The sequence below is a fragment of the Nocardia sp. NPDC057663 genome (assembly GCF_042799895.1).
GTDB lineage: Bacteria > Actinomycetota > Actinomycetes > Mycobacteriales > Mycobacteriaceae > Nocardia.
In genome coordinates this window covers 91,672-114,581 of the sequence record NZ_JBHVHX010000021.1, presented here as the reverse complement: position 1 = coordinate 114,581, position 22,910 = coordinate 91,672, and the positions used below count along the sequence as shown (strand labels likewise).

Here is a 22,910-nt window from a genome sequence, read left to right as displayed (position 1 = left end):
TTGGCACTGACATTCATCGACACACTATTGAGTTCTCAAAGAACACACGCACAAGCTTCTACCCGCAACATTTCGAAGGGGCTTCAGCGAGGCAGGGTTCAAACTTAGCCCATGCCTGCATCCGGATGCAAATCCGGTTCAGGTGAGCCTTCTTACTTGATGCTGTCGGCGCTCATCGTCCAACCTCGTTTCCCTGGTACTCGGTACCGGGTCGGTGTCCGTGTCGCTCTGACTGGAATTAATTTACGTGTCGACAAATGCAATGTCAAATTCCCTAGTCAGGGGATGTTTCGCCCGTGCTGTCACGAACCACCGGCCGGTACGGTGGCTCGGGGACGCGACAAAGGGAGGGTCGGCGATGGCGATACAAAGTGGGAAGCGGCGACGACTGCGCCGGGTACTCAGAGCCGGGTTGGTCGTGGCGGGTGGGTTGGTGCTCGTCACCGCGGGCGCGAATGCGGCCATGTGGGCCATGTCGTCCGGCCATCGGAGTGATGTGGCGGGAGCGCCGGGGGCTCCGGTCGTGATTGTTCCCGGAGCGAGGGTCGCAACGGATGGCACTCCTATGGCGTATCTCCAGGGCAGGCTCGATGTCGCCATCGAACTGGTGGCCGCGGGGAAGGCCGGCGAGATACTGCTGTCGGGGGACGCAGGTGGGACCTCAGGTGACGAGATCGCTTCCATGACCCGGTATCTGCTGGCCAAAGGAATTGATCCGGCGATCGTGCGGTCTGATGGAGAAGGGCTGTCGACGCGGGAGACCTGTGAGCGGGCGCGGTCGATGTACGGGATCGAGCGGGCGATCATCGTCAGTCAGTATCAGCATCTGCCGCGGGCTGTCGCGTTGTGCCGTGCGGCGGGGATCGAGGCCGACGGGGTGGTCGCGTACTGCGATTGCCGGCGTAGCACCGAGGTGCGCAACAACATCAGGGAGTGGCTCGCGGCGCCCAAAGCCGTCGCGGAGATGGTGCTGCGCTGAGGTTTCCAGAGTTGGACGCGTCGAGTCAGGCCGTGTTGCTACGTCACCTGGCAGTGCCGCTACGTAGATGAGCGGAACAGCTTCTGCCACCACCTCGACGGGGTTGGTGGCGGGAGCGCGACAGGGACGTCCTTCGGCGGGGTTGGCGGTGGGGGCGCGACAGGGACGTCCTTTGACTGGATCCAGGGCGGGCCGGCCAACAGAGTCCGGCACCCCTCGTGGATCGAGTCGCGAAGCACATCGGGGTCCCAATAGTTGTCCTCGAGACCCCAGTAGAAGCCATCGAAATCGGTAGCCAGATCAGCGCTACCGGCTTCCGGCGTGACAGCGAGGTGGTACAGCTCAGACGCTATTCGGCTCACCTGCTCGACGTAGACCCCTTCGCCCGCGAGCAAGCCTGCCGCGTCCTTCTTGACCCGACGTAACCGCACGTCGACCTCGCGCGCCGACCATGTCGCCTCGGTGTCCGCGACGAGCCCGAGTTCGGCCAGCGCGGCGCGGAACAGGGCGGGTGCGTCGCGGGTGTCGGTTCGATGCAGGCAGGCGAGCTCGACCAGGGCCGGGGTGTCGTGGCCACGGGCCAGCGCCTCGGCGGCCACCATCGGCAGGTCTTCGCCGGCGAGGTCACCCACCGCGAAGCGGTCGGCGGCACTGTCGAGTTCGTTCACCTGGTCAGCGTGCGGTCGGCGCGGGTCGGCGTCAACGGAGTTTCACCGAAAACGTTTCCACGGTAAGAGAACGGTCAACACTATCCGTCGGTCCGGGAGCAGCGAGGACCGATTCCAATCACAGCGCTGATCAGCGCTTTCCAGGAGGACATTGTGCGAATCGTCAAGGCAGTAGCGGTCAGTCTGGCTGTTGCGGCTGCCACAGTTGCGGGGGCGGGTTCCGCCGCCGCGGAGCCGGAGCAGAAGGAGAACATCTACATCGATGTGACCGTGCTCGGGTGTTCGGTCGGCGCCGGGCTCGGTGGTGACGTGCTCGTCGCGCTGGGCGGTGGCAGTGGGTCGAGCGCGCTGGTGTCGTCGTCGCTGGCGGCGCGGATGCGGGCGGCCGGCTGCCTGCCGCGGCTGTAGGACCAGCGCCGATGGTCTCGCCTTGTCGGGCGGGACCATCGGGCTGCCGCACTGGCGGGATCGCGATCGCGTACCGTGATCGGGGTTGTCAGCATGATGGCCGACGGATTGGGGTGCATCGTGGGCGGATCCGAGCATGCCGCGCGGCTCGTACGTTTCTGGCAGACCGTGGAGTTGTTCGGTCCGCATCGTGTTCCCGACGTCGGCGCGCTGCCCGACGACGGGATGGTCGTCGAGCCGGCGCCGGATGATCTCGCGCCGTGGGAAGACCTGGCCGCACTGCCCGCGTTGAAGCCGGGGCGAGTGTGGCAGTTCGTAGTGTACGGCGGCTTGTTCGGGGTGGGGCGGGCGCGCGAGGCGCTGGTTCGGGCGTTCGGGGAGGATCGGCTCGAGGCCGATGCCCGGCGGGCCGGTATGACAGCCGCTTTCGCGGTGACGGTGACCGACGACGGTGTGGTCGCCGGGGGTTCGGCGACATTGTCGGGGCTGGCCTGGGCGGTGAATCGACTGCGGTCGCCCGGTCCGGCGGACAGTGGCTGGGCCGAGGGGTTCGACCATGATTCGGCGGCTTTCACCGCCGCCTTCGATACTTTGACGCGGGAGGCCGCGGCGGCCGGCACCGAGCACGTGCACGAGTCGCCACGGTGGCGGGCGTTCGACGTGGCGGGCCGTGGCGTGGGGGCTTCGCTCATCGCGGCGGGTGCGGACGGGGTCATCTCCCCCGGGCTCGCCGGGATGTCCGCGCTGGCGTTCGCCGAGCGGCTCCTGCCTCAGGACCCGGAGGAACAGCCCGAAGCACCGTGTCTCACCGGTCGTGATCTGCATACTTTCACCGGCGAACTGTGTGGGGCACTGGGGATTCGGTCGGAGCTGCGCGCGGGTGGGATTCGCGTCGCGTGTGTCCAGGTCGCGGCACGCGACGCCGACAGCATCGCCACCGAGGATCGGCTGAACAGCGGTCTCGGCGAGGATCTCGCCGCGCTGGCGGCGGCGGTCGAACGCGGCGATATCGGTGCGGCGCTACAGGATTACCTCGCGGCCACCGAGACACTGCCGGTCGACGAGCGGATCGATGTCCGCCAGCGCCAGGATGTGGTCGTCGAAGGCCTGCTCCCCCATCTGGTTCCGGATGGACGGTGGCCGGGCGATCCGCTGGTGTCGGGCCAGCAGTTCGCGGTTGATCGGGCGATGGCCGGATTACGGGACGGCGCAGGGATCTTCGCGGTGCACGGCGCGCCGGGTACCGGCACGACGACGATGCTGCGTGACCTGCTGGCGGGGATCATCGTCGAACGGGCCGCGCAGCTGGCGACATTCGACGATCCCCTGGACGTGTTCACCGGCATCACCGAGCAGGTGCAGGTCGCGAAGAACTACACGGTGGGCGCGCATCGGCTGGCGCACAATGTCACCGGGTTCGAAGTGGTGCTGACGACGGGCAGCGAGGAAGCCGCGGCCGACGTCGTCACCGAGGTCCAGCGTCGCGAGGCCGTTGATTGCGAGGTGAACCACTTCACCGAACTGGCCGATCTCGTCGGCGACGAACCCGCGTGGGGATTGGTCGCCGCGGCACTGGGCGACGCGCGGCGGACTTTCGGTGAGCGGTTCTGGTTCGGCGAGCGGTTCACCGAAGAGCGCACGTCCGGCTCGACCGCGGGCGGCATGCTGAATGTTCTCAAACGGGCTGAGGCAGAACCGGATTCGGTGCCGGACTGGTCGACGGCGGTGCGGGACTTCGCCGGTCGGCGCGCCGAGGTGCGCAGGCTGGCGCAGGAGCGTCAGGATGTCGCCGACGCGGTCGCCGACCTGCCGACCGTGCACGAACGCCTGCACTCGATGGCGGCGGAGATCGCGAATGCCGATACGGCACACGCGCATTGGCGGGAACGCCATCAGCTGGCTACCGAGCATCTGCGGGCCGCGCAGGCGACCCAGCATCGGGTCGGCATGTTGCTCGGCGAGCACGGTGGACAGAAGCCGGGGTTCCTGGCTTCGCTGTCGACCGGGTTCCGGGCCGGACGGCGGTGGAGCGCCAGAAGCAATGAGCTACTGCGCGAACGGCATATCGCCGAATCGGAGATGCGGCGGCGGCAGACCGAGGTCGAGTACACGCGCGGGGAATGGGCGGCCGCGGCCGAACACGGGCGACGGCTCATCCGCGATCATCTGGAGTTGACGACCCGGCGCGAGGGCGCGCTGGAGATCATCGAGCGGGCGCGGGAGAACTGGTCGGATACCATTCCGTTCGGCGATGCCGCCGGTGACGACGAGCAGTTCCAGCTGTGCAATCCGTGGGCCGACGAGCAGTACGCCACTGCCCGGCGCGAGCTGTTCCTGTCCGCGCTGCGGTTGCATCGGGCGTTCCTGCTCAATGCCGGGTCGCGGGTGCGCGACAACCTGATCGTCGCCATCGCGCTGATCCGGGGCGAGTTGGCCGACGAGCCGAAGCCGGAAACCGTTGCGGCCGCGTGGCAGACGCTGTTTCTCGCGGTGCCGCTGGTCGCGACGACGTTCACCGCCGCGCCACGGTTGTTCGCCGGGCTCGGGCGGGAAGCGCTGGGCTGGCTGTTCGTCGACGATGCGGGGCAGGCCGCGCCGCAGTCGGTGGCGGGTGGACTCTGGCGGACGCGGCGGGCGGTGATCGTGGGCGATCATCGTCAGCTGGGGCCGGTGGGGACGCTGCCGACGTCGGCGCAGGAGGCGCTGGTGCGGCAGTACGGACTCGATCCGGAATGGATGCCGGATCTGACCTCGGCGCGCCGGGCCGCCGATCGCGGCGTGCGGTACGGAACCTGGTTGACACCGGCCGATGAGGCCCAACCCGTGTGGGTCGGGGCGCCGCTGCGGGTGCATCGGCGTAGCGACCTGCCGATCTTCGAGTTGACCCACCGCATCGCCTATGACGACGACCTGCTGATCTTCGGCACGCCGGACCGGCCGGAGTTTCCCGGGCGGAATCGGTGGATCGACGTCAGATCCGTACGGGCCGAAGGTAATTGGATTCCCGGGGAAGGTGAGGCGCTCGCCGGGCTGCTCGCCCAGCTGGCCAAAGACGGCGTTTTCCCCGGCGATATCCGGGTGGTGAGTCCGTTCCGCGATGTCGCGCGGGGTGCGCGGGAGATCGCGCGCGAGGTTCTCGGAGCGGAGTTCGCCACGCACCAGGTGGGGACTGTCCATGCGATGCACGGCAATTCGGCCGAGGTGGTCGTGCTGATCCTCGGCACCTCCCCCGCGGCGGGTGGGTCACGGCGCTGGGCCGCGACGAATCCGAATGTGCTCAACGCGGCGGTGTCGCGGGCGCGGCGGCGGGTCTACGTGATCGGCAACTACCGATTGTGGAGCAGCCAGCGGTATTTCGAGGATCTCGCCGCGGTGTGGACCGTGCAGGACGAGCCGGTGCATCAGGCCGTCAGCCGGTAGAAGCGCCAGAAGCCGAACTCCTCGATCGGGAGGACGTCGACGGCGGCGAAGCCCGCCTGGGCGGCGTAGTCCGCCAGCTTCGCGGTGCGCATGACGGTGCCGGTGCCCGCCGAACCGGGGTGCGCCATGCCGTCGGGCAGGCAGATCAGCAGGCTGAAGCCGTACATGAGGCGGTCGATATCGCTGGCCGGTGCGGTGAACTCCGGGGCGACGGCTTCGTCCATCACGATCGCCGCGCCGCCCGGGCGCAGGGATCTGCGCACTGCGGCTAGCACCTCCACCGGGTGCGGCATGTCGTGCAGGCATTCGAAGGCGAAGACCGCGTCGTAGGTGGATTCGGGGAGGTCCGTCGCCGCGTCGGCGTGCTGGAAGCGGACACGATCGCCGAGGTCGCGGGCGTTGTCGCGGGCCATCTCGACCGAGGGCTGGTCGATGTCGTAGCCGTCGACCGTCAGCTCGGGGTAGGCGCGGGCCAGTGCGATCGACGACCAGCCGCCGCCGGAACCGACATCGGCGACGCGGGCGCCGGGGCGGGACAGGATCGCGTGCACGTCCTCGACACCGGCGAGGTCGGTGGCCAGGCGGTGTTCGAACCAGGGGCGGTTCAGGTCGGACTGCGATTCGCGCATGTCGGCGCCGTATTCGGACCAGCCGACGCCACCACCGTCGCGGTAGGCGCGCACCAGCGCGGGCAGCTGCACGGCGGCACCGGCGAGCATTCGGGCCAGGGGCGCAAGGTAATTGAGACTGTTCGAGTCGGTCAGTACCTCCGCGGCGCCGACGGGGAGTGCGAACCTGCCGTCGTCGCCGACGGTCAGCATACCGGTCGCGGCCTGCTGCTCCAGCCACTCCTGGGCGTATCGGAGGTCGCCGCCTGCGCGCTCGGTCAGCTCGACCGCGTCGGCGGGGCCGCCGTCGGCCAGAGCCCGATACCAGCCGAGCCGATCGCCGAGGTGTACCGCCAGGAGGTCGATGGTGCCGAGCGCCGCCCCGAACAACCGGTCGGCGAACTGCTCACTGGTCTGCTCCGCTGCGCTCACTGCCGGTCCTTTCGTGGTGCCGATCCGTTGCCACGAACTACGCAACGGCGAGTCGGAGGGTTCATCCGGGACCGGTCGACGATTCGATCACCGGCCTATCCATTGCCGAAGGTTTGCGGAACACTGGTCGATGCGTTTCCCCGGTGATCGGACCGGCGGTGGCGAAACCAGCCGACGCCGCGAGTGCGTCAGCTCGTCGGCTACGGCGAATCGAACAGCAGGGCGCCGGAATCCACGTCGGTGCCGATGGCGTCGCTGACGATCGAGTCCTTCGGGGAGTCCATCACGACGATCGGGCAGATCGGGGAGTTGCCGGTGGCGGCGATCTCGGTGGGATCGAAGGTGACGATCGGGGCGCCCGCGACGACTTCGTCGCCTTCGGCGGCCAGGAGTCCGAAGCCTTCCCCCTTCAGCTTGACCGTGTCGATCCCCAGGTGGACGAGGACGCCGACGCCACTGCCCAGGATGACGAAGGCGTGCGGGTGCAGTTTCAGGATCTTGCCTGCGATGGGCGCGGTGACCGTGAGGGTGCCGCGGGTGCGGTCGGGGTCGATCGCCACGCCGGCGCCGACGATCTGACCGGCGAAGACCGGGTCGGGGACGTCGGCGAGGGCCACGACCTTGCCGGCCAGCGGGGCGAGGACCGGCACACTCACAGCATGTCCTCGATGTCCTCGGCGAGGGAGTCCGCCGAGGGGCCGACGACGACCTGCACGGCGTTGCCCACCTTGAGGACGCCGTGCGCGCCCGCGGCCTTGAGCGCGGCCTCGTCGACCAAGCTGGCGTCCTTCACCTCGGTGCGTAACCGGGTGATGCAGCCTTCGATCTCGATGATGTTGTCGGCGCCGCCCAGACCCTTGACGATCGCTTCCGCTTTGGACATGTGTTCTCCCTTTCCGCGATGGTTGCCGGTTCCAGTATGGGAGCCTCGAATGTGCGCCACGTCATATTTCGCGGTTGACATCCAGCAGCCACCTGGTCAAACTTACAACTGGTTATGACCGGACAGTACCCGTCAGGGTGACCGGTTCACAACAGTTAACCCGGACAGGCTCGTAAGTCCGTCCGGCTCGCCGAGACCGCCGGCAAACCCGGCACGAAGAAGGTCGACATGACTGCCGCTACCGACAGCCCCAAACAAGAATCGAAGGTGTTCGCGGGATTGCAGCGCCTGGGTCGCAGCCTCATGCTGCCGATCGCGGTGCTCCCCGCGGCGGGCATCTTGCTGCGCATCGGCCAGGACGATCTCCTCGGCCGGTTCTCCGCGCTGGAGGGCACCGCCGCGGTCATCTCGGCGGCCGGGCAGGCCGTGTTCACCTGGCTGCCGCTGATCTTCGCCGTCGGTATCGCGATCGGCTGGGCCAAGAAGGCCGACGGGTCGACGGCACTGGCCGCGGTGGTCGGCTACATGGTGATCGACGGTGTGTTCAAGGCGATGTCGCCGATCGTGCTGGAAGGCAAGACCGATCCGAAGGGCGCGCAGGCGCTGATCAACTACGGCGTCCTCGGCGGCATCGTGATGGGTCTGCTGTCTGCGATCCTGTGGCAGCGGTTCTACCGGACGAAACTGCCCGACTTCCTCGGCTTCTTCAACGGCAGGCGGCTGGTGCCGATCCTGACCGCGGTCACCGGTCTGGTTGTCGGTGTCGGCATGTCCTTCATCTACCCGGCCTTCAACTCCGCGCTCACCTGGGTGGGTGAGACAGTCGCCGACAACACCGTCCTCGGTGGCGGCATCTACGGCGCGGCCAACCGCATGCTCATTCCGACCGGCCTGCACCACATCCTGAACTCCACCGTGTGGTTCCTCGTCGGCGACTACACCGACGCCTCCGGCCAGCTCGTGCGCGGTGACCTCAACCGCTTCTTCGCCGGCGACCCGACCGCGGGCACCTTCATGACCGGCTTCTTCCCGATCATGATGTTCGCGCTGCCCGCCGCCGCGCTGGCGATCTGGCGCAATGCGCGGCCGTCGCAGAAGAAGCTGGTCGGCGGCATCATGCTGTCCACCGGTCTGACCGCGTTCGTCACCGGCATCACCGAGCCGCTGGAGTTCTCGTTCATGTTCGTGGCGTGGCCGCTGTACGTGGTGCACGCGATTCTGACGGGCACGTCGATGGCGCTGGTCAACGCGCTGGGCATCCACGACGGGTTCACGTTCTCGGCCGGCGCGATCGACTATCTGCTGAACTTCGGCAAGGCGACCGACGCGTGGCTGCTGATCCCGATCGGCCTCGGTTACGCGGTGATCTACTACGTGCTCTTCAGCTTCGTGATCAAGAAGTGGAACCTGCGGACGCCGGGTCGCGAAGCCGAAACCGATATCGAGGCCGGGGCGCCCGACGTCGCCGCGGTCGAGGCCGAGGCGGCACTGACCGCGACCGGCGATACTCGGACCGATGCGCCCCTGGTCGCCGAAACCGAAGCGAAGCTGGACAAGAAATTGAAAGGTGAGTGAGGCCATGACCACCCGCACAGTCGTTGTCGGATCCGAGGTGGGGCTGCATGCCCGGCCCGCCGCGAAATTCACCCAGGCCGTCCAGGCCACCGGGGTGCCGGTGCGGATTTCGGTGGGAGGTGGTGAACCGGTCGACGCGGCCAGTGTGCTCGCGGTGATGACGCTGGGCGCGGGCCACGGCAGCGAGGTCACCCTGTACGCCGACGACGACGCGGTCCTGGACAGTCTGGCCGCGCTCGTGGCCTCGGATCTGGATGCCGCCTGATGGGCGAAAAGGTGATCCGTGGACTCGGGGTGAGCCCCGGCGTCGCGTGCGCGCCGTGGTTGCGGTTCGGTTCGCAGCTGGCGACCTCGCCGCAGGATCCGGTCGGCGGTTCGGTCGAGGAGGAGCTGGCCCGGGTCAAGGCGGCGCTCGGCGGCGTGGCCGACGAGATGCAGGCCAGGGCCGGGCGGGTGAGTGGTGTTGCGGCCGAGATCTTGTCGATGTCGGCGACGATGGCCCGTGATCCGGGCATCGTCGCCGCCACCGAGAAGCAACTGGCCTACGGGATGCCGACGGCGCACGCGGTGCACCTGGCGTTCGAGGGGTTCTGCGCCAAGCTCGAGGCGCTCGGCGGGTACATGGCCGAGCGGGCGACCGACCTGCGCGATATCGGCGGGCGCACCGTCGCGGTGCTGCTCGGAGAACCGATACCGGGCATCCCGGAGCCGGGATATCCGTTCATTCTGGTCGCGCGTGACCTCGCGCCGGCGGACACGGCGATGCTCGGTGACAGCGATGTGGTCGGGCTGCTCACCACCGAGGGCGGGCCGACCAGCCACACCGCGATTCTCGCGAAGTCACTGGGGCTGCCCGCGGTGGTGAACTGTCCCGGCACCAATCGGCTCGTCGAGGACGCGCCGGTGTTGCTCGACGGCAGTACCGGTGATGTCGTGATCGATCCGAGTCCGTGGCGGCAGAAGGCGGCTGTCGAGCAGGCGGCGGCGGACGCGGCACGGCTGGCCGCTGCCAGTGGGCCGGGGCATACGGCCGACGGGACGCCGGTGCAGCTGCTGGTGAATATCGGGACCGTCGACGATGCCGAGAAGGCGGGGCCGGTCGACAGCGAAGGCGTCGGGCTTTTCCGCACCGAGTTCATGTATCTCGGCAAGGCGATGGCGCCGAGTCTCGACGAGCAGATCGCTTCCTACACAACAGTTCTCGAGCAGTTCGCCGGGCGCAAGGTCGTGGTCCGCACGCTCGACGCGGGCTCGGACAAGCCGTTGCCGTTCCTCGATCTGGGGACCGAGGAGAACCCCGCGCTGGGAGTGCGTGGTCTGCGGGTCGGGACGGTATTCCCCGATACTCTGGCCACCCAGCTCACCGCGCTGGCCAGGGCGGCCGAGGCGACCGGGGCCGAACTGTGGGTGATGGCGCCGATGGTCGCCACCGCCGACGAGGCCGCCGGATTCGCCGAGCTCGCACGGGAATCGGGATTGCGCAAGGTGGGCGCGATGATCGAGATCCCGGCGGCGGCGCTGCGGGCGTCCGATCTGCTCACGCATCTCGACTTCGTCAGCATCGGCACCAACGACCTCAGCCAGTACACGTGCGCGGTCGACCGGATGGCCGGTGGGCTCGCGCATCTGCTCGATCCGTGGCAGCCGGCGGTGCTCGACCTGATCGCGATGGTCGGGGCGGCGGGGGCGGCGGCCGGGAAGCCGGTCGGGGTGTGTGGTGAGGCGGCGTCGGATCCGATACTGGCGCCGGTGCTGGTCGGGCTCGGGGTGACGAGTCTGTCGATGTCGGTGCCGGCGCTGCCCGCGGTGCGGGCGGCGTTGTCGGCCGTCGACATCGAGAAGTGCCGGGATGCGGCGGAGGTCGCGTGTGCGGCCAGGAATCCGCAGCTGGCACGTGAGGCGGTCGCGGCGATCATCGGGCGGGCATGAATCGGAGGATGGTGCGTGCGGTTCGGCCGGTGGCCGGGCCGCTGCACTCCCGTCGTCTGTTCCGTGCGGTCGGGGTTCGAGACGTTGTCGCCCGGCTCGCCACGGCGGACGGAACGCCGGGCGTGATCGCGGTAGGGACCGGCCGATTGCTCGACGCGCTGCGCTGGACGGTGCGGCACGGGGGAATCCCGCTCGCCGATGCCATCACAGCGAGCCGGCGCGGCATCACCCTGGGGTGGCAATCAGCAGGCCGGCACGAGTTCGCCTGCCAGACGGACGCCCGGCGCGAGTTGGTACGCAGGTCGGGTACACGGCGGAAGGTGGCGTGGTGACCGCGCGAGGCGTGGTGCGTGGGCGGATCCTGGGGACCGGCAGCGGCGAGATTGCCGATGGTGTGGTCGAATTCGATGCCGAGCGGATCAGCTGGGTCGGGCGCGCCGCGAATTATCCTGCTGTGGAGCAGCTTCCGGCAGCAAGCACAGATCTGGTACTGCCTGGGCTGATCGATGTGCACTGCCATGGTGGCGGTGGGTTCGGGTTTCCCAATGCCGATGCCGCCGGTGCTCGGGTCGCCGCGGCGAATCATCGTGGTCAGGGGACGACGGGGCTCTTGGGCAGCCTGGTCTCGGCGCAGCCTGAGGTACTGGTCGAGCAGGCTGCGGTTCTTGCCGATCTCGTGGCCGATGGCGAGCTGCTCGGGATCCATCTCGAGGGGCCGTTCATCAACGCGATCCGGTGTGGTGCGCAGGATCCCGCAGCCATCGTTCCTGGTGATCCCGCGTTGTTCGAGCGGATCTGCGATGCGTCCCGTGGCACTGTCCGGTCCATGACGCTCGCGCCCGAGACCGCGCATTTCGAGGAACTGCTCGCTGCGATGCGGCGCAATGATGTCCTGCCGAGTCTCGGGCACACCGATGCGGATGCCGCCACGACCGCGGCGCGGATCGCCGATGCGGTCGGCGGGCCGATCACCGCGACGCACCTGTTCAACGGGATGCCCGGACTGCATCACCGCTCCCCCGGCCCGGTTGCCGCCTGTCTGGCTGCTGCCGGGCAGGGGGACATGGTGGTCGAATTGATCGCCGATGGTGTGCATTTGGCGCCGGAGACCGTGGCGATGGTGTTCGACACGGTCGGGCCGGGGCAGATCGCGCTGGTCTCCGATGCGATGGCGGCTGCCGGGTTGGGTGACGGCGACTATCAGCTGGGTGCGCTGGATGTGCGGGTGCGCGACGGTGTCGCCCGGCTCGCCACTGCCGACGGAACTCCGGGTGCCATCGCGGGCGGGACCGCCCGATTGCTCGATGTGCTGCGGTGGACGGTTCAGCACGCGGGAATCCCGCTCGCCGAGGCAGTCACCGCCGCCACCCTCACTCCCGCGCGCGTGCTCGGACTCGACGACCGCGGCGTCCTCTCGGTCGGTGCGCGCGCCGACCTCCTCGTCACCGACCAGTCATTGCAGCCGCGGCGGGTGTTCGTCGCCGGAACGGAAGGAACCTGATGGAGATCGTGATCCGGGCGGACGAGCACGAGGTGGCCACGACGGTCGCCGATATCGTCGGCGGCTATGTGGAGCGCGGGAATGCGATCCTCGGTCTGGCCACCGGGTCGTCGCCGCTGGGCAGCTATCAGGAGCTGGCGCGGCGGTATCGCGAGGGCGAGATCGACTTCTCGACAGCCAGCGCGTTCCTGCTCGACGAGTACGTCGGGCTGCCGAAAGAGCATCCGCAGTCGTACTTCTCGGTGATCCGCTCGGAGTTCGTCGACCATGTGAACCTCGATCCGGCGCGGGTGCTCAGCCCGAACGGTGAGGCGGGCGATATCGCGGGTGAGGGCAGGCGCTACGACGCCGCGATCGCCGCCGCGGGCGGGGTCGATGTGCAGTTGCTCGGCATCGGGACCGACGGGCACATCGGTTTCAACGAGCCTGGATCGGCGCTCACCTCGCGGACCAGGGTGAAGACGCTCACCGAACAGACCCGCAAGGACAACGCCCGCTTCTTCGACGGGCCCGAGAACGTGCCGCATCACGTGCTCACCCAGGGGCTCGGCACCATCGGCGAAGCCGGGCATCTGGTGATGATCGCACTCGGCGCGGGCAAGGCCGATGCCATCGCCGCCGCGGCGGAGGGACCGCTGTCGGCGTTCTGCCCGGCCTCGGTCATGCAGTGGCACCGGCACGTCACCGTGGTGATCGACGAGGCGGCCGCGAGCAAGCTGAAGCTGGCCGGCTACTACAAGTACGCGCTGGCGAACAAGCCCGCCTGGCAGTCGTTCTGACATGACCGCGCTCGAGTTCGCGGTGCAGGATGTGGCGGGTGCGGTCGGCGCCCGCCGGGTCGGCGCGGATCGGGTGGAACTGTGTGCGGCGCTGGGCAGTACGGGCGGGTTGACCGCGAGCATCGGGACGATCGAGAAGGTAGTGGCGACCGGGATTCCGGTGCATGCGCTCATTCGCTGCCGTGCGGGCGGTTTCGTGTATGCCGAGGCCGACGAGATCGCGGTGATGAACGCCGATGCGCGGGCCGCGGTATCGGCGGGCGTGGCCGGACTCGTCGTCGGGGCGCTCACTTCTGAGCATCGGGTCGACGTCGAGGTGCTGGAGCGTGTGCTCGACGGTGTTCCGGTCGATGACATCGAACTGACCTTTCATCGGGCCATTGATCAGGTCGGCGATCGGTCGGCCGCCGTGGACACGTTGGTGGCCCGAGGAATGACCCGGGTGCTCACCTCCGGTGGCGCCGCCCGATGCTCCGACGGTCTCGGCGAACTCGCCGCGATGGTCGCCCACGCCGCCGGACGGATCCAGATCATGGCCGGTGGCGGGGTCACCGTCGGCGACATACCGGCCTTGCACCGCGCCGGCGTCGACGCCGTGCACCTCTCGGCCCGCCGCGTCATCGCCGACGACGGCGGGCCCGGTGGTGGCGGCACCTCCGGTCACGAGCAACTGGATGACGAACTCGCCGCTGCGGTCGCAGCACAGCTACGGGCGGTGGAAGCGGTCGGCTGATCGCCGCCCGCGCCGGCTAGCTCAGGAACGTTCGGCGAGAATGAGTTCCGCCTCGCCGGGATTGCAGTCGAACGCGGCCTGCACCGCCGCGATCGCCCCCGCGTGGTCGCCCGCCGCGGCCAGCCGGTCGATCTCGGCCCATTGATCTGCCGGCGGCGCCACCGACAGGTCGAGGCTGCGCTCGAGCCGCGCCCACATGCGGGCAACCGTCGGATCGTCGGCGAGCAGTCCGCCCAGATGGGCCTTGAAGGTGGGGTGTTCGGTGCGGTACATGCCCATCCAGCTGCTGCCGGCCGGGCTGGCCTCGGCATTGGCGGTGCGGTCGGCCAGCTTCAGGATCACCGCGGGCGGGTGCGCGGTGATCTTGCTGTAGGCGTCGAGGTTTCGGGATTTGCGATCGGGGCCGATGCCGGTGACCGCCCACACCAGGTCGAGAACCTCACGGCCGAACCGGGATTCGACATCCGCGGCGGTGACGGGGGTGTCCTCGACGACGTCGTGGAGCCAGGCCGCGACGGCGAGCGAGCCGTTGTAGCCGAAATCATCGAGCACGGCCCGGACCGCGGCCAGGTGGGTGACGTAGGGACGATCGCCATAGCGCTGGTCGCCGTGCGCTTCGACGGCGAACTCCCGTGCGTCGGTTTCCCGTTGATCGAACTCCATGCCGCACCCCCGTGCTCGAATCTGATCCTGTCCAGATCGACCCTAGCCGAGGCCACCGACAGGCGGCCCGGATCAGCGGGGAGCGGGTTTCACAGCGGTGAGGATGCCGGTCTGATACCTGCTCTGCGTGTAGGCGAGGTCGGTGAAGCCCGCGGCGCGCACCTGATCGGAGTAGCGGCGGATGTCGGCATCGGCGAACGGGTCACCGCCACCGAGGAGCGTCGTGAGGACCCGGCGCATCCGCGGCGAGGGCGAGGCGTCGGCCAGCAGCACCGTGCCGCCGGGACGCAGGACGCGCCACATCTCGGCGATCGCTGTCTGCCGATGCTCGGCGGGAATGTGGTGCATGACGAAAGTGCAGGTGACGACGTCGAATTCGGCGTCGGCGAAGGGCAGTTCCTGTGCGGGCCCGCGTTCGTAGCGGTGGTTGGCCGCGCGATCACGCTGCTGGTTGTCGCCGACAGCGACCGCCGACGGGTCGACCCCGACCGCCGCACCGGTCGGCCCGACCGCAACGCCGAGCGCGCGTACGAGTTTCCCTGGACCACAGCCGATATCGAGTGCACGGTGACCCGGTTCCGCACCTGCGGTCCTGACGAATTCGGCGAGCAGACGACGCTGCCTGCCGAGGAAGAACACCGCGGTGAACAGGTTGTAGCGACGCAGGCCCGCGATGACCAGGCCGGTGTCGCTGTCGTCGACGAACATGGGAGTGAGAAGCTGGTTTCGGGTCATGCGTCCATGGTCGAACGCAGCCACGGCGGCGACCAGAACCAGAACGGCCGGATCTGTCCGTTTCCGGACACATCCGGCGTATCCGTCCCGTGGAGGAACGATGGCCGAGCACACCGATCGCCGGGTCCGCCGGACCAGGGACACCCTGCACCGCGCCCTGATCGAGCTGATGATCGAACGCGGCTACGACCGAGTGACGGTCAGCGACATCATCGACCGTGCCGACGTCGGGCGTTCCACTTTCTACGCGCACTACCGCGACAAGGACGACCTGCTACTGGTCAGCTGCACCGAGTTCCTGCGCCGCGAGATCGCCAGAACCACCGCCCCCGGCTCGCCGATCGCACCGCTGCGGGTGATGTTCCATCTCGCGGCGCAGTATCCCGAGGTGTATCAGCCGCTCATCGGGCCGAAGGCGACCACGACGGTGCTGCACGCCTACCGGCAGTGCGTGGCCGACCTGATCGGCGAACTGGTCGACGGACTGGCCGCCGACACGGTCGCGTTCCTGTCGTGGGCGCTGGTCGGCGTCCTCGGCACGGTGATCGATCCGCACAACTCGGTCCCGCCCGCGCGGGCCTGGCGACGTTTCGAGTCGCTGGCTCTACACGGGCTCAGCGGCAGCGCAGATCAGGCCACGGCGGACGGCGCAGGATCGCCAGCGCCGCGATCACACCGGTGAGCAGGCCGATCCATTCCCCCAGTTGGGCGAGGCGATTGGAGTCGACGGCGGGTGTCCAGTGCGCGCGGCCCTCGTGCACGACGAACACTCCGACCGGCTGAGCCGGCCGGCCGAAGACACCGCCGCGCGCGACGGTGATCACGGTCGCGCCGTCGGCCGTCTCCATCGGTTCGCCGAACACCGTCGGCGGCGCGGCGACCGCCTCCTCGAGCCGATCTCTGATCGTCATCCGAACCCCCGTTCCTCGTTGCGATACTGCTGACGAACATACGCCCGAGCGCCGCGGTCCTCGGCCTTTCGCACGCGGCGGACGTGATCACCGTCACCGGCACTTGGCATGATGGGTGGGCCGAGCCACGACGAGAGGTGCCGAGCCATGACCAGCACAGCGGAACAGGACATCCTGGCGACACCGTGGTCGCGTTCGATCGGCTTGCGAGTGCCGGTGGTGAACGCGCCGATGGGCGGTGCGGCGGGGGGACGGCTCGCGGCGGCGGTGACCGCGGCCGGTGGGCTGGGCATGATCGGGATGGGCAGCGCCGGGTCGGTGGCCGCACTGGAGCGCGAGCTCGCCGCCGCCGGGGGCACGGCGTCCGGGATCGGGCTCGTCGACTGGGTGCGGCAGCGCGAAACCGGCCTGCTCGAGGCCGCGATCGCCGCCGAACCACGCATTCTGTCGATCAGTTTCGGTACCGATTTCTCGTGGGTCCCGGTGGTGCAGGCGGCGGGGATTCTCGCGGTAACGCAGGTCTACGACGTGCCCGGTGCGCATCGCGCCCAGGATGCCGGCATCGATGTGCTCGTCGCGCGGGGCAGCGAGGGCGGTGGGCACGGCGCCGACCGGCTCGCGCTGCTGCCGCTGCTCGATGCCGTGCTCGATATCGCGACGGTTCCGGTGCTGGCGGCGGGCGGGATCGGTTCCGGGCGCACGCTCGCCGCGGTGCTCGCGGCCGGCGCGGCGGGGGCATGGCTCGGGACGTGCCTGGCCGCGGCGGAGGAGTCGCTGGTGCCGGAGAACGCCCGGCGGGCGATGCTCGCGGCCGATTCCACCCATACCGTCGTGACCACCGCGTTCGATAAAGTGCTCGACCTGCCGTGGCCGCCGATCTATCCGGCTCGGGTGCTGCGCAACGACGTCACCGATCCCTGGTTGCGCCCCGAGTTCGACGAGTCGCGGCCGAGCGCCGAGGTGCTCCGTGCTGCCATCGAATCCGATGACGTCACCATCGCTCCGGTGGACGCCGGGCAGGGCGTCGGCCTCATCACCCACATCGAACCCGCCGCCGCGATCATCGACCGGTTATGCCATGACGCGGCGGTGTTGTTGCGCCGCTGACGGCCGGCGCGCCCGTCTCGACCTCCGTGGTCGGTGTCCCCGCGCCGGTTCGTGGCGCACGTGGTTGCGACGCGCCTAACCAACCGGGTTGTGCAGGTCGACGGCTCGTGCTGGATCGCTCAGCAGTGCCTGGTCGAGCTGGATCGTTTCCTCGGTCCGCCACCTGGCGTGCCAAATCGGTACGCCGCCCGAGAGATCCGTCTCCCTCGGCGTGGTGAGCAACGGCAGCTCGAGGCGGGCCGCTGTCACGGTGACGGTGGCGTTGGCCGGGGTGTGGGACCAGACGTCGTCGACGACATCGGTGATCCGGATGCCGAGGCGATGGCCGGTGGTCAGGCGGGCGTCCTGCCAGAGCAGCCGGATCTGCGCTTCCGGGCTGACGGGGGCGATGCCGCGGGTGATGACGGTGGCGCGGCCGTCGGGTGCGATGTCGTAAAGCTCCAGGGCGACAGTGGCATTCGGCGGTCCGGCGAGGTTCAGCGTCGCGGTCGCCCGGCCCGCCAGATGCAGCGCGCCGGTCACCGGCGCGGAGATCGACCAGATCTCGCGGTCGGGGCCGGGAAGCAGACCGCGATCCTGGAATGTCCCGGTGCGCAGGTCGACGGTCACCCGGCGGGAATCGACTGGGGGCCACACATTTTCACTGCGCCAGCCGCCGTCGAACTGGCCGACGGTGACCGGCGGTCCGGGGACCTCCACCGGCGCGCCCGCCACGTGCCGGTCCAGGAACGCGGATAGTTCCGCATTGAAATGCGGTGTGCCACAGCGGTTGCGGCAATCCGAGTGACCCCACTGACCGAACCATGCCCGGTGCTCGCCGGGGCCCATCCCCTGCCAGGCGTCGAGGACACGGTCGGCTCTGGTGTTGGAGTCGAGGAAGCTCTGGCCGAGGAACAGCGGAGTCGTGTTGCCACGCAGGTCCTCGACGATGTCGCGGTCACGCCAGCCCGGGTTGGCGCCGTTGTGGTCGGTGGTGAGCGCGAGATAGCTGTCGGTGCACTCCTTGGTCATCTGGAGGGCATTGGCCTGGTATTCGGGTGAGTCGTCCCAGCGGCCCGGGGTGTGGGCGATGGCCAGGTGTTCCGGGCCTGCGAAGTCAGCGGGGCGAAGGCCGTCCTCGGTCAGCGGTTTACCGCCGAACTTCCACGAGACGCCCTGCATGTACAGGTAGGAGTACGGGTCGACGACCGGCTCGAAGGCAGCGACCGCGGCCAGTCCCTTCGGTTTCGCGGCCAGCGCGAGCATGCCGGTCCAGCCTTCGTAGGAGGTGCCGACCACGCCGACCCTGCCCGTCGACCACGGTCGGCTCGCCGCCCACTCCACCGCCGCGACCACGTCCGACTGCTCCCCCGGTCCACCGAAATCCGGGCACCCGTTGGAGCCGCCGAAGCCGCGCAGATCCACGATCACGTAGGTGTAGCCGGACTTCAATGCCCACTCCACCGGCAGGTTGTCGGTGGACGGTCCGCCTTCGGGGCGCGGCTGGGTGAGGTAGGCCAGGTGCGCACGGTACGGACTGGCGGTCAGCAGTACCGGGGTGCGCACGTCGTCGGCCAGACCCGCGGGCCGCAGGACATCGGCGTGCAATCGCGTGCCGTCCGGCGCGGTCAGATACTCCTGCGTCCACGTGAACGCCGCATTCACCGGCTCGGCCGAGACCGGCGCCGCCATACCCAGCACCAACGCCATACCGGCGACGACCCGCGCCACCATCGCACCCCATTGCACGGATGGACTATTGCCGCTCGCGGTAGCGGCGTCCAGCCCCGAGATCCTGGGGCCGAGGTGTGTCGCTACGGCTGCGGGCGGACGGTCAGGATCTGCTCGGCCACTCCCACCGGTCCTCGGGTGTCGTGCAGCACGGTCGTGGTCAGTCCCTGTCCGGCGTGGCCGAACGTGACGCTGGTGTCGAGGCCGGTCCAGGAGCCTTCGGGTTGCCGGTACAGGTGGATGGTCAGATCGACGTTGGGGAACATCCACTTGGTCGGCTCCTGCCGGACGGCGATGCCGTTCGCGGTATCCACCAGCGCGAGGAACGACGCCAGCGGATCGGCGGATTCCCCGGCAACCAGATTCACCGCCGACTGGATCCAGGCGGTGGTTCGCCCTGGTTGCGGATGACCGACGGGGCGGGCGTCGAGCGAGGCGATGTACCCGCCGGGCCATACCGAGGTGAGCGGCCAGGGTGACAGCGATTCGGGCGCGGGCAGCCGGTCGGGCTCGCCGCCCGCGACGCTGTCGGTGTCCTGGGTGCTCAGCATCCAGGCGCGGGCGCTCACGACGCTGCGGCCGGCGATGGTGACCGTGGCCTCGACCAGTTCGATCGTGCGGCCGGGGCGAACGGTCCTGACGTCGATATCGAACTCCTCGAACCCGATTCGGCCCAGGATGTCGAAGCTGATCCGGCTCATGACCAGCGCGGGGCGTTGTTCGCGCACCCGCGTGCGCTGGATCTCGTGGACGATCAGCCCGGCGAGTGGGCTGAAGTGCTGCTCGTCGGTGTCCCAGGCGCCGCCCGCGTGGACGGTCGGCACGAAGCGGTGCGTGCCGACGCGCTGGAAGTAGCTGGTCGCCGATGTCTCTGTCACAAAACTCAACCTACGGGTCGAATTTTCATCTCACCAGTCGACTCACCATCCTTGTGGTCGACTTCACAGCGGGTGGAGGTATCGACCGACGGGTTTGATCCGGGCGACTTGGCGGGGATGGTTCGACAACCGGCCCGGATATGATCGGCCGATGACTTCGATTGCGGACGAGAGCGTCGTGCCCGCCGGGCGCGCAGCGAGACGACGCGATCGCCGCAAGGCGGAGATGATCGACGCCGCGCTGCAGATCCTGTCCGGCAGCGGCTATCAGGGAATGCGGTTCGAAGACGTCGCCGAACGTTCCGACATCGCGAAAGCCACTCTCTACCACTATTTCCCGAGCAAGGACGCGCTGGTCTCCGCAGCACTGGAGAAGCTGACCTCAGATGTGCTGACTCACCTGAGCGAAGCGCTCGATGCCGCGGCGGATCGATCGGCGACCGACCGGCTCCGCTCGCTCGTCGCCGAGCAGCTGCGGGTGCTGACGGTGCTGTATCCCGAAGTGGGCAAACTCTTCTCGTTCCCCGCGCCGTGGCCGGCCGAGCACACCGAAGCCATCAAGGCCATGCGCCGACGGCACGATCGGATCTTCCGCGAGGTCGTCGACCAGGGCATCGCGTCGGGCGAATTCGACTGCCCCGATCCGTCGGTCGCGCTGCACTGCCTGCACGGCATCCTGAACCACGCCTCGATCTGGCTCCGCCCGGATGCCGACCCCGACGGCCGCACCCGCGACGCCGTCGTCGACGAATCGCTGCGCCTGTTCATCCGGGCCTGATCGGCACCGGACAGCGCGCCGCTCGGGCGCTGTGCCTCGGTGTCGGACCCGGCGGGTAGCTTGTCCGGCACGGGCGGGGAATTCCCGCTCGATACGGGAGGGAACCCATCATGGCCGAGCCGAGAACCCATCACTACCAGTTCGCACACCAGGTCCTGCCGAACCTGGCCCAGCGGCTCGGCTCGCGAATGGTCACCGACGAGCCGCCGCACGGCTACACCGAACAGCTCAAGTACCTGTGGGACAACGTCGGCGAGCGACTGGCCGCCGACGACCGCCTGCCGAGCGATGGCATCACGGGCCGCCGCATCGACGCCGACGGATTCCAGCTGCTGCTCGTGGAACTACCGGCACCGGCCGCCGCCGCGGAAGCGCATTTCGTCGCGGTCGTACTGCCCGAGAACTCCGACGACGTCAGGGTTTTCACTCTCGAACGTGCCACCCTCCAGCCGGCGGACCGCAGCGACGCCACCATGCTCGGATCCTGGGCGAACCGCAGCCACTTCAACCTCGGCCCCGGCCCCGGACCCGACCCCGCCGCCTTCATCACGGCCATCCACTCGAAGCTCGCCGCCCGGTAACTCGGCGCGGTCCCCGGAAACGGGACGCGCCCTCCCCGCCGAAGCGGGGAGGGCGCGGAAAACCCGTGCGTTACTACGTCGATTTAGACGTCGTAGTACAGCTCGAACTCGTACGGGTGCGGACGCAGGTTGACCGGCGCGATTTCGCTGTCGCGCTTGATCTGGATCCAGGTCTCGATCAGGTCCTCGGTGAAGACGTTGCCTTCGGTGAGGTAGTCGTGATCCTGCTCGAGGCGGTCGATGACCGTGGCCAGGCTGGTGGGAGCCTGCGGGATGTTCTTGGCCTCCTCGGGCGGCAGCTCGTAGAGGTCCTTGTCGACCGGAGCCAGCGGCTCGATCTTGTTCTTGATGCCGTCCAGGCCGGCCATCATCATGGCGGCGAAGGCCAGGTACGGGTTACCCGAGGAGTCAGGCGCGCGGAACTCGATGCGCTTGGCCTTCGGGTTGTTGCCGGTGACCGGGATGCGGACCGCGGCGGAGCGGTTGCGCTGCGAGTACACCAGGTTGATGGGGGCCTCGTAGCCCGGCACCAGACGGTGGTACGAGTTGACGGTCGGGTTGGTGAACGCCAGCAGCGACGGGGCGTGGTGCAGGATGCCGCCGATGTAGTGACGCGCCAGGTCCGACAGGCCGCCGTAGCCGGCCTCGTCGTGGAACAGCGGCTTGCCGTCCTTCCACAGCGACTGGTGCACGTGCATGCCCGAGCCGTTGTCACCGAAGAGGGGCTTCGGCATGAAGGTGACAGACTTGCCTTCCTGCCACGCGGTGTTCTTCACGATGTACTTGAACAGCTGCAGGTCGTCGGCCGCACCGAGCAGCGTGCCGAACTTGTAGTTGATCTCGGCCTGACCGGCGGTGCCGACCTCGTGGTGGCCGCGCTCGAGCTCGAAGCCCGCGTTCTGCAGGTTGGTCGAGATCTTGTCGCGCAGGTCGACGTAGTGGTCGTACGGGGCGACGGGGAAGTAACCGCCCTTGTTGCGGACCTTGTAGCCCAGGTTGCGGCTGCCGTCCGGGTTGAACTCGTTGCCGGTGTTCCACGAGCCGGAGATCGACTCGATCTCGTAGAACGAGCCGTTCATGCCCGAGCCGTAGCGGATGCCGTCGAAGATGTAGAACTCGGCCTCGGCACCGAAGTAGGCGGTGTCGGCGATACCGGTCGAACGCAGGTACTCCTCCGCCTTGCGCGCGATGTTGCGCGGGTCGCGGGAGTACGCCTCACGGGTGAACGGGTCGTGCACGAAGAAGTTCAGGTTGAGCGTCTTCGCGGCACGGAACGGGTCGATCCGAGCGGTGCTGAAGTCGGGGAGCAGGAGCATGTCCGACTCGTCGATCGACTGGAAGCCACGCACCGAGGAGCCGTCGAACGCCAGACCCTCTTCCGCCAGGTCGGCGGTGAACGCCTTGGCCGGGATCGAGAAGTGCTGCTGGACGCCGGGAAGGTCCGAGAAGCGGATATCGACGTATTCGATGTCCTCTTCCTTGATGTGCTGGATGACCTCTTCGGCCGTGCTGAACGTCACTTGTTCTCCTTACGGATCGGTTCCCAGCCAGTCACGATGCATGGGTTCGTCGCGACCTGACGCTATGGACGCGGTGTTTCCCTACAGTCAAGGCTGTGTTTCGCCAGTGTTA

The 22,910-nt window shown here is 68.5% G+C and carries 24 protein-coding genes; 14 read left to right on the top strand and 10 right to left on the bottom strand.

Translation table 11 applies throughout. The annotated features are described in order from the left end of the window. Nucleotides 1-433 precede the first annotated feature (433 nt). Entirely contained in the window at nt 434-979 is a 546-nt protein-coding gene (locus ACFVAV_RS30190; RefSeq protein ID WP_379038973.1) for a vancomycin high temperature exclusion protein, read from the top strand. A 59-nt stretch (nt 980-1,038) separates the two neighbouring features. On the opposite strand, the gene ACFVAV_RS30185 is transcribed toward ACFVAV_RS30190, so the two are convergent. After that, nucleotides 1,039-1,647, bottom strand: coding sequence for a hypothetical protein (locus ACFVAV_RS30185; RefSeq protein WP_379038972.1), 609 nt, complete (start codon nt 1,645-1,647; stop codon nt 1,039-1,041). 153 nt (nt 1,648-1,800) lie between these two features. Between ACFVAV_RS30185 and ACFVAV_RS30180 the strand changes: the two genes are divergently transcribed. Continuing rightward, nucleotides 1,801-2,055, top strand: a complete 255-nt coding sequence (locus ACFVAV_RS30180) for a hypothetical protein (protein WP_379038971.1) — start codon at nt 1,801-1,803, stop codon at nt 2,053-2,055. Nucleotides 2,056-2,148: 93 nt separating this feature from the next. Beyond that, nucleotides 2,149-5,475 (top strand): DEAD/DEAH box helicase, encoded by a 3,327-nt coding sequence (locus tag ACFVAV_RS30175; RefSeq protein WP_379038970.1) that lies wholly within the window; start codon nt 2,149-2,151, stop codon nt 5,473-5,475. Here ACFVAV_RS30175 and ACFVAV_RS30170 read toward each other — a convergent pair. From ACFVAV_RS30170 to ACFVAV_RS30160, 3 genes are all read right to left on the bottom strand, one after another. Further along, entirely contained in the window at nt 5,457-6,515 is a 1,059-nt protein-coding gene (locus tag ACFVAV_RS30170; protein WP_379038969.1) for a class I SAM-dependent methyltransferase, read from the bottom strand. The two genes, ACFVAV_RS30175 and ACFVAV_RS30170, sit on opposite strands and share 19 nt — an antisense overlap. 200 nt (nt 6,516-6,715) lie before the next feature. Next, on the bottom strand, nt 6,716-7,171 hold the full coding sequence (locus tag ACFVAV_RS30165; protein ID WP_379038968.1) for a PTS glucose transporter subunit IIA: 456 nt from the start codon (nt 7,169-7,171) through the stop codon (nt 6,716-6,718). Continuing rightward, nucleotides 7,168-7,398, bottom strand: coding sequence for a glucose PTS transporter subunit EIIB (locus ACFVAV_RS30160; protein WP_379038967.1), 231 nt, complete (start codon nt 7,396-7,398; stop codon nt 7,168-7,170). The genes ACFVAV_RS30165 and ACFVAV_RS30160 overlap by 4 nt, the downstream gene beginning before the upstream one ends. Nucleotides 7,399-7,626: 228 nt before the next feature. Between ACFVAV_RS30160 and ACFVAV_RS30155 the strand changes: the two genes are divergently transcribed. The 7 genes from ACFVAV_RS30155 to ACFVAV_RS30125 are packed head-to-tail and all read left to right on the top strand — an operon-like array spanning nt 7,627 to nt 13,915. Further along, nucleotides 7,627-8,973 (top strand): PTS transporter subunit EIIC, encoded by a 1,347-nt coding sequence (locus ACFVAV_RS30155; RefSeq protein ID WP_379038966.1) that lies wholly within the window; start codon nt 7,627-7,629, stop codon nt 8,971-8,973. A gap of 4 nt (nt 8,974-8,977) precedes the next feature. After that, nucleotides 8,978-9,238, top strand: coding sequence for an HPr family phosphocarrier protein (locus tag ACFVAV_RS30150; protein ID WP_379038965.1), 261 nt, complete (start codon nt 8,978-8,980; stop codon nt 9,236-9,238). Further along, nucleotides 9,238-10,902, top strand: coding sequence for a phosphoenolpyruvate--protein phosphotransferase (gene ptsP, locus ACFVAV_RS30145; RefSeq protein WP_379038964.1), 1,665 nt, complete (start codon nt 9,238-9,240; stop codon nt 10,900-10,902). The genes ACFVAV_RS30150 and ptsP overlap by 1 nt, the downstream gene beginning before the upstream one ends. An 8-nt stretch (nt 10,903-10,910) precedes the next feature. After that, a complete protein-coding gene (locus ACFVAV_RS30140; RefSeq protein WP_379038963.1) occupies nt 10,911-11,234 on the top strand; it encodes a hypothetical protein in 324 nt (107 codons plus the stop codon). After that, nucleotides 11,231-12,403: an N-acetylglucosamine-6-phosphate deacetylase gene (locus tag ACFVAV_RS30135; protein WP_379038962.1), complete on the top strand. Its 1,173-nt coding sequence runs from the start codon at nt 11,231-11,233 to the stop codon at nt 12,401-12,403. Before ACFVAV_RS30140 ends, ACFVAV_RS30135 begins: the two co-directional genes overlap by 4 nt. After that, the gene (nagB, locus tag ACFVAV_RS30130) at nt 12,403-13,182 is read left to right on the top strand and encodes a glucosamine-6-phosphate deaminase (protein ID WP_379038961.1); all 780 of its coding nucleotides are present in this window, start codon (nt 12,403-12,405) and stop codon (nt 13,180-13,182) included. Before ACFVAV_RS30135 ends, nagB begins: the two co-directional genes overlap by 1 nt. A 1-nt stretch (nt 13,183) precedes the next feature. Beyond that, entirely contained in the window at nt 13,184-13,915 is a 732-nt protein-coding gene (locus ACFVAV_RS30125; protein WP_379038960.1) for a copper homeostasis protein CutC, read from the top strand. 21 nt (nt 13,916-13,936) lie between these two features. On the opposite strand, the gene ACFVAV_RS30120 is transcribed toward ACFVAV_RS30125, so the two are convergent. Both ACFVAV_RS30120 and ACFVAV_RS30115 read right to left on the bottom strand, forming a co-directional pair. After that, entirely contained in the window at nt 13,937-14,578 is a 642-nt protein-coding gene (locus ACFVAV_RS30120) for an HD domain-containing protein (protein ID WP_379038959.1), read from the bottom strand. Between the two features lie 72 nt (nt 14,579-14,650). Next, nucleotides 14,651-15,313: a methyltransferase domain-containing protein gene (locus ACFVAV_RS30115; protein WP_379038958.1), complete on the bottom strand. Its 663-nt coding sequence runs from the start codon at nt 15,311-15,313 to the stop codon at nt 14,651-14,653. A 100-nt stretch (nt 15,314-15,413) separates the two neighbouring features. On the opposite strand from ACFVAV_RS30115, the gene ACFVAV_RS30110 reads away from it, so the two are divergent. Beyond that, nucleotides 15,414-15,995 (top strand): TetR/AcrR family transcriptional regulator, encoded by a 582-nt coding sequence (locus ACFVAV_RS30110; protein WP_379038957.1) that lies wholly within the window; start codon nt 15,414-15,416, stop codon nt 15,993-15,995. On the opposite strand, the gene ACFVAV_RS30105 is transcribed toward ACFVAV_RS30110, so the two are convergent. After that, nucleotides 15,928-16,224 carry a hypothetical protein gene (locus tag ACFVAV_RS30105; protein WP_379038956.1) on the bottom strand — a complete coding sequence of 99 codons (297 nt, stop codon included), beginning with the start codon at nt 16,222-16,224 and terminating at the stop codon, nt 15,928-15,930. The genes ACFVAV_RS30110 and ACFVAV_RS30105 overlap by 68 nt on opposite strands. A 171-nt stretch (nt 16,225-16,395) precedes the next feature. Between ACFVAV_RS30105 and ACFVAV_RS30100 the strand changes: the two genes are divergently transcribed. Next, nucleotides 16,396-17,331 (top strand): NAD(P)H-dependent flavin oxidoreductase, encoded by a 936-nt coding sequence (locus ACFVAV_RS30100; RefSeq protein ID WP_379038978.1) that lies wholly within the window; start codon nt 16,396-16,398, stop codon nt 17,329-17,331. Between the two features lie 75 nt (nt 17,332-17,406). Here the strand turns inward: ACFVAV_RS30100 and ACFVAV_RS30095 are convergent, their stop codons facing one another. Both ACFVAV_RS30095 and ACFVAV_RS30090 read right to left on the bottom strand, forming a co-directional pair. Then, entirely contained in the window at nt 17,407-19,059 is a 1,653-nt protein-coding gene (locus ACFVAV_RS30095; protein WP_379038955.1) for a CocE/NonD family hydrolase, read from the bottom strand. Between the two features lie 65 nt (nt 19,060-19,124). Further along, nucleotides 19,125-19,919, bottom strand: coding sequence for a thioesterase family protein (locus tag ACFVAV_RS30090; RefSeq protein ID WP_379038954.1), 795 nt, complete (start codon nt 19,917-19,919; stop codon nt 19,125-19,127). Nucleotides 19,920-20,070: 151 nt separating this feature from the next. Between ACFVAV_RS30090 and ACFVAV_RS30085 the strand changes: the two genes are divergently transcribed. Both ACFVAV_RS30085 and ACFVAV_RS30080 read left to right on the top strand, forming a co-directional pair. Then, complete coding sequence (locus ACFVAV_RS30085) at nt 20,071-20,697, top strand: TetR/AcrR family transcriptional regulator (protein WP_379038953.1); 627 nt, start codon at nt 20,071-20,073, stop codon at nt 20,695-20,697. A 110-nt stretch (nt 20,698-20,807) separates the two neighbouring features. Next, a complete protein-coding gene (locus tag ACFVAV_RS30080) occupies nt 20,808-21,278 on the top strand; it encodes a hypothetical protein (protein WP_379038952.1) in 471 nt (156 codons plus the stop codon). 83 nt (nt 21,279-21,361) lie between these two features. Here the strand turns inward: ACFVAV_RS30080 and glnA are convergent, their stop codons facing one another. Next, entirely contained in the window at nt 21,362-22,798 is a 1,437-nt protein-coding gene (gene glnA, locus ACFVAV_RS30075; RefSeq protein WP_379038951.1) for a type I glutamate--ammonia ligase, read from the bottom strand. Nucleotides 22,799-22,910 lie beyond the last annotated feature (112 nt).

Excerpts from the sequence above, each read along its gene's own strand:
- nagB (WP_379038961.1), top strand. The coding sequence starts at position 12,403 with ATGGAGATCGTGATCCGGGCGGACGAGCACGAGGTGGCCACGACGGTC.
- ACFVAV_RS30155 (WP_379038966.1), top strand. The coding sequence starts at position 7,627 with ATGACTGCCGCTACCGACAGCCCCAAACAAGAATCGAAGGTGTTCGCG.
- ACFVAV_RS30150 (WP_379038965.1), top strand. The coding sequence starts at position 8,978 with ATGACCACCCGCACAGTCGTTGTCGGATCCGAGGTGGGGCTGCATGCC.
- ACFVAV_RS30120 (WP_379038959.1), bottom strand. The coding sequence starts at position 14,578 with ATGGAGTTCGATCAACGGGAAACCGACGCACGGGAGTTCGCCGTCGAA.
- ptsP (WP_379038964.1), top strand. The coding sequence starts at position 9,238 with ATGGGCGAAAAGGTGATCCGTGGACTCGGGGTGAGCCCCGGCGTCGCG.
- ACFVAV_RS30160 (WP_379038967.1), bottom strand. The coding sequence starts at position 7,398 with ATGTCCAAAGCGGAAGCGATCGTCAAGGGTCTGGGCGGCGCCGACAAC.
- ACFVAV_RS30080 (WP_379038952.1), top strand. The coding sequence starts at position 20,808 with ATGGCCGAGCCGAGAACCCATCACTACCAGTTCGCACACCAGGTCCTG.
- ACFVAV_RS30140 (WP_379038963.1), top strand. The coding sequence starts at position 10,911 with ATGGTGCGTGCGGTTCGGCCGGTGGCCGGGCCGCTGCACTCCCGTCGT.
- ACFVAV_RS30125 (WP_379038960.1), top strand. The coding sequence starts at position 13,184 with ATGACCGCGCTCGAGTTCGCGGTGCAGGATGTGGCGGGTGCGGTCGGC.
- ACFVAV_RS30175 (WP_379038970.1), top strand. The coding sequence starts at position 2,149 with ATGATGGCCGACGGATTGGGGTGCATCGTGGGCGGATCCGAGCATGCC.
- ACFVAV_RS30115 (WP_379038958.1), bottom strand. The coding sequence starts at position 15,313 with ATGACCCGAAACCAGCTTCTCACTCCCATGTTCGTCGACGACAGCGAC.
- ACFVAV_RS30085 (WP_379038953.1), top strand. The coding sequence starts at position 20,071 with ATGACTTCGATTGCGGACGAGAGCGTCGTGCCCGCCGGGCGCGCAGCG.
- ACFVAV_RS30110 (WP_379038957.1), top strand. The coding sequence starts at position 15,414 with ATGGCCGAGCACACCGATCGCCGGGTCCGCCGGACCAGGGACACCCTG.
- ACFVAV_RS30105 (WP_379038956.1), bottom strand. The coding sequence starts at position 16,224 with ATGACGATCAGAGATCGGCTCGAGGAGGCGGTCGCCGCGCCGCCGACG.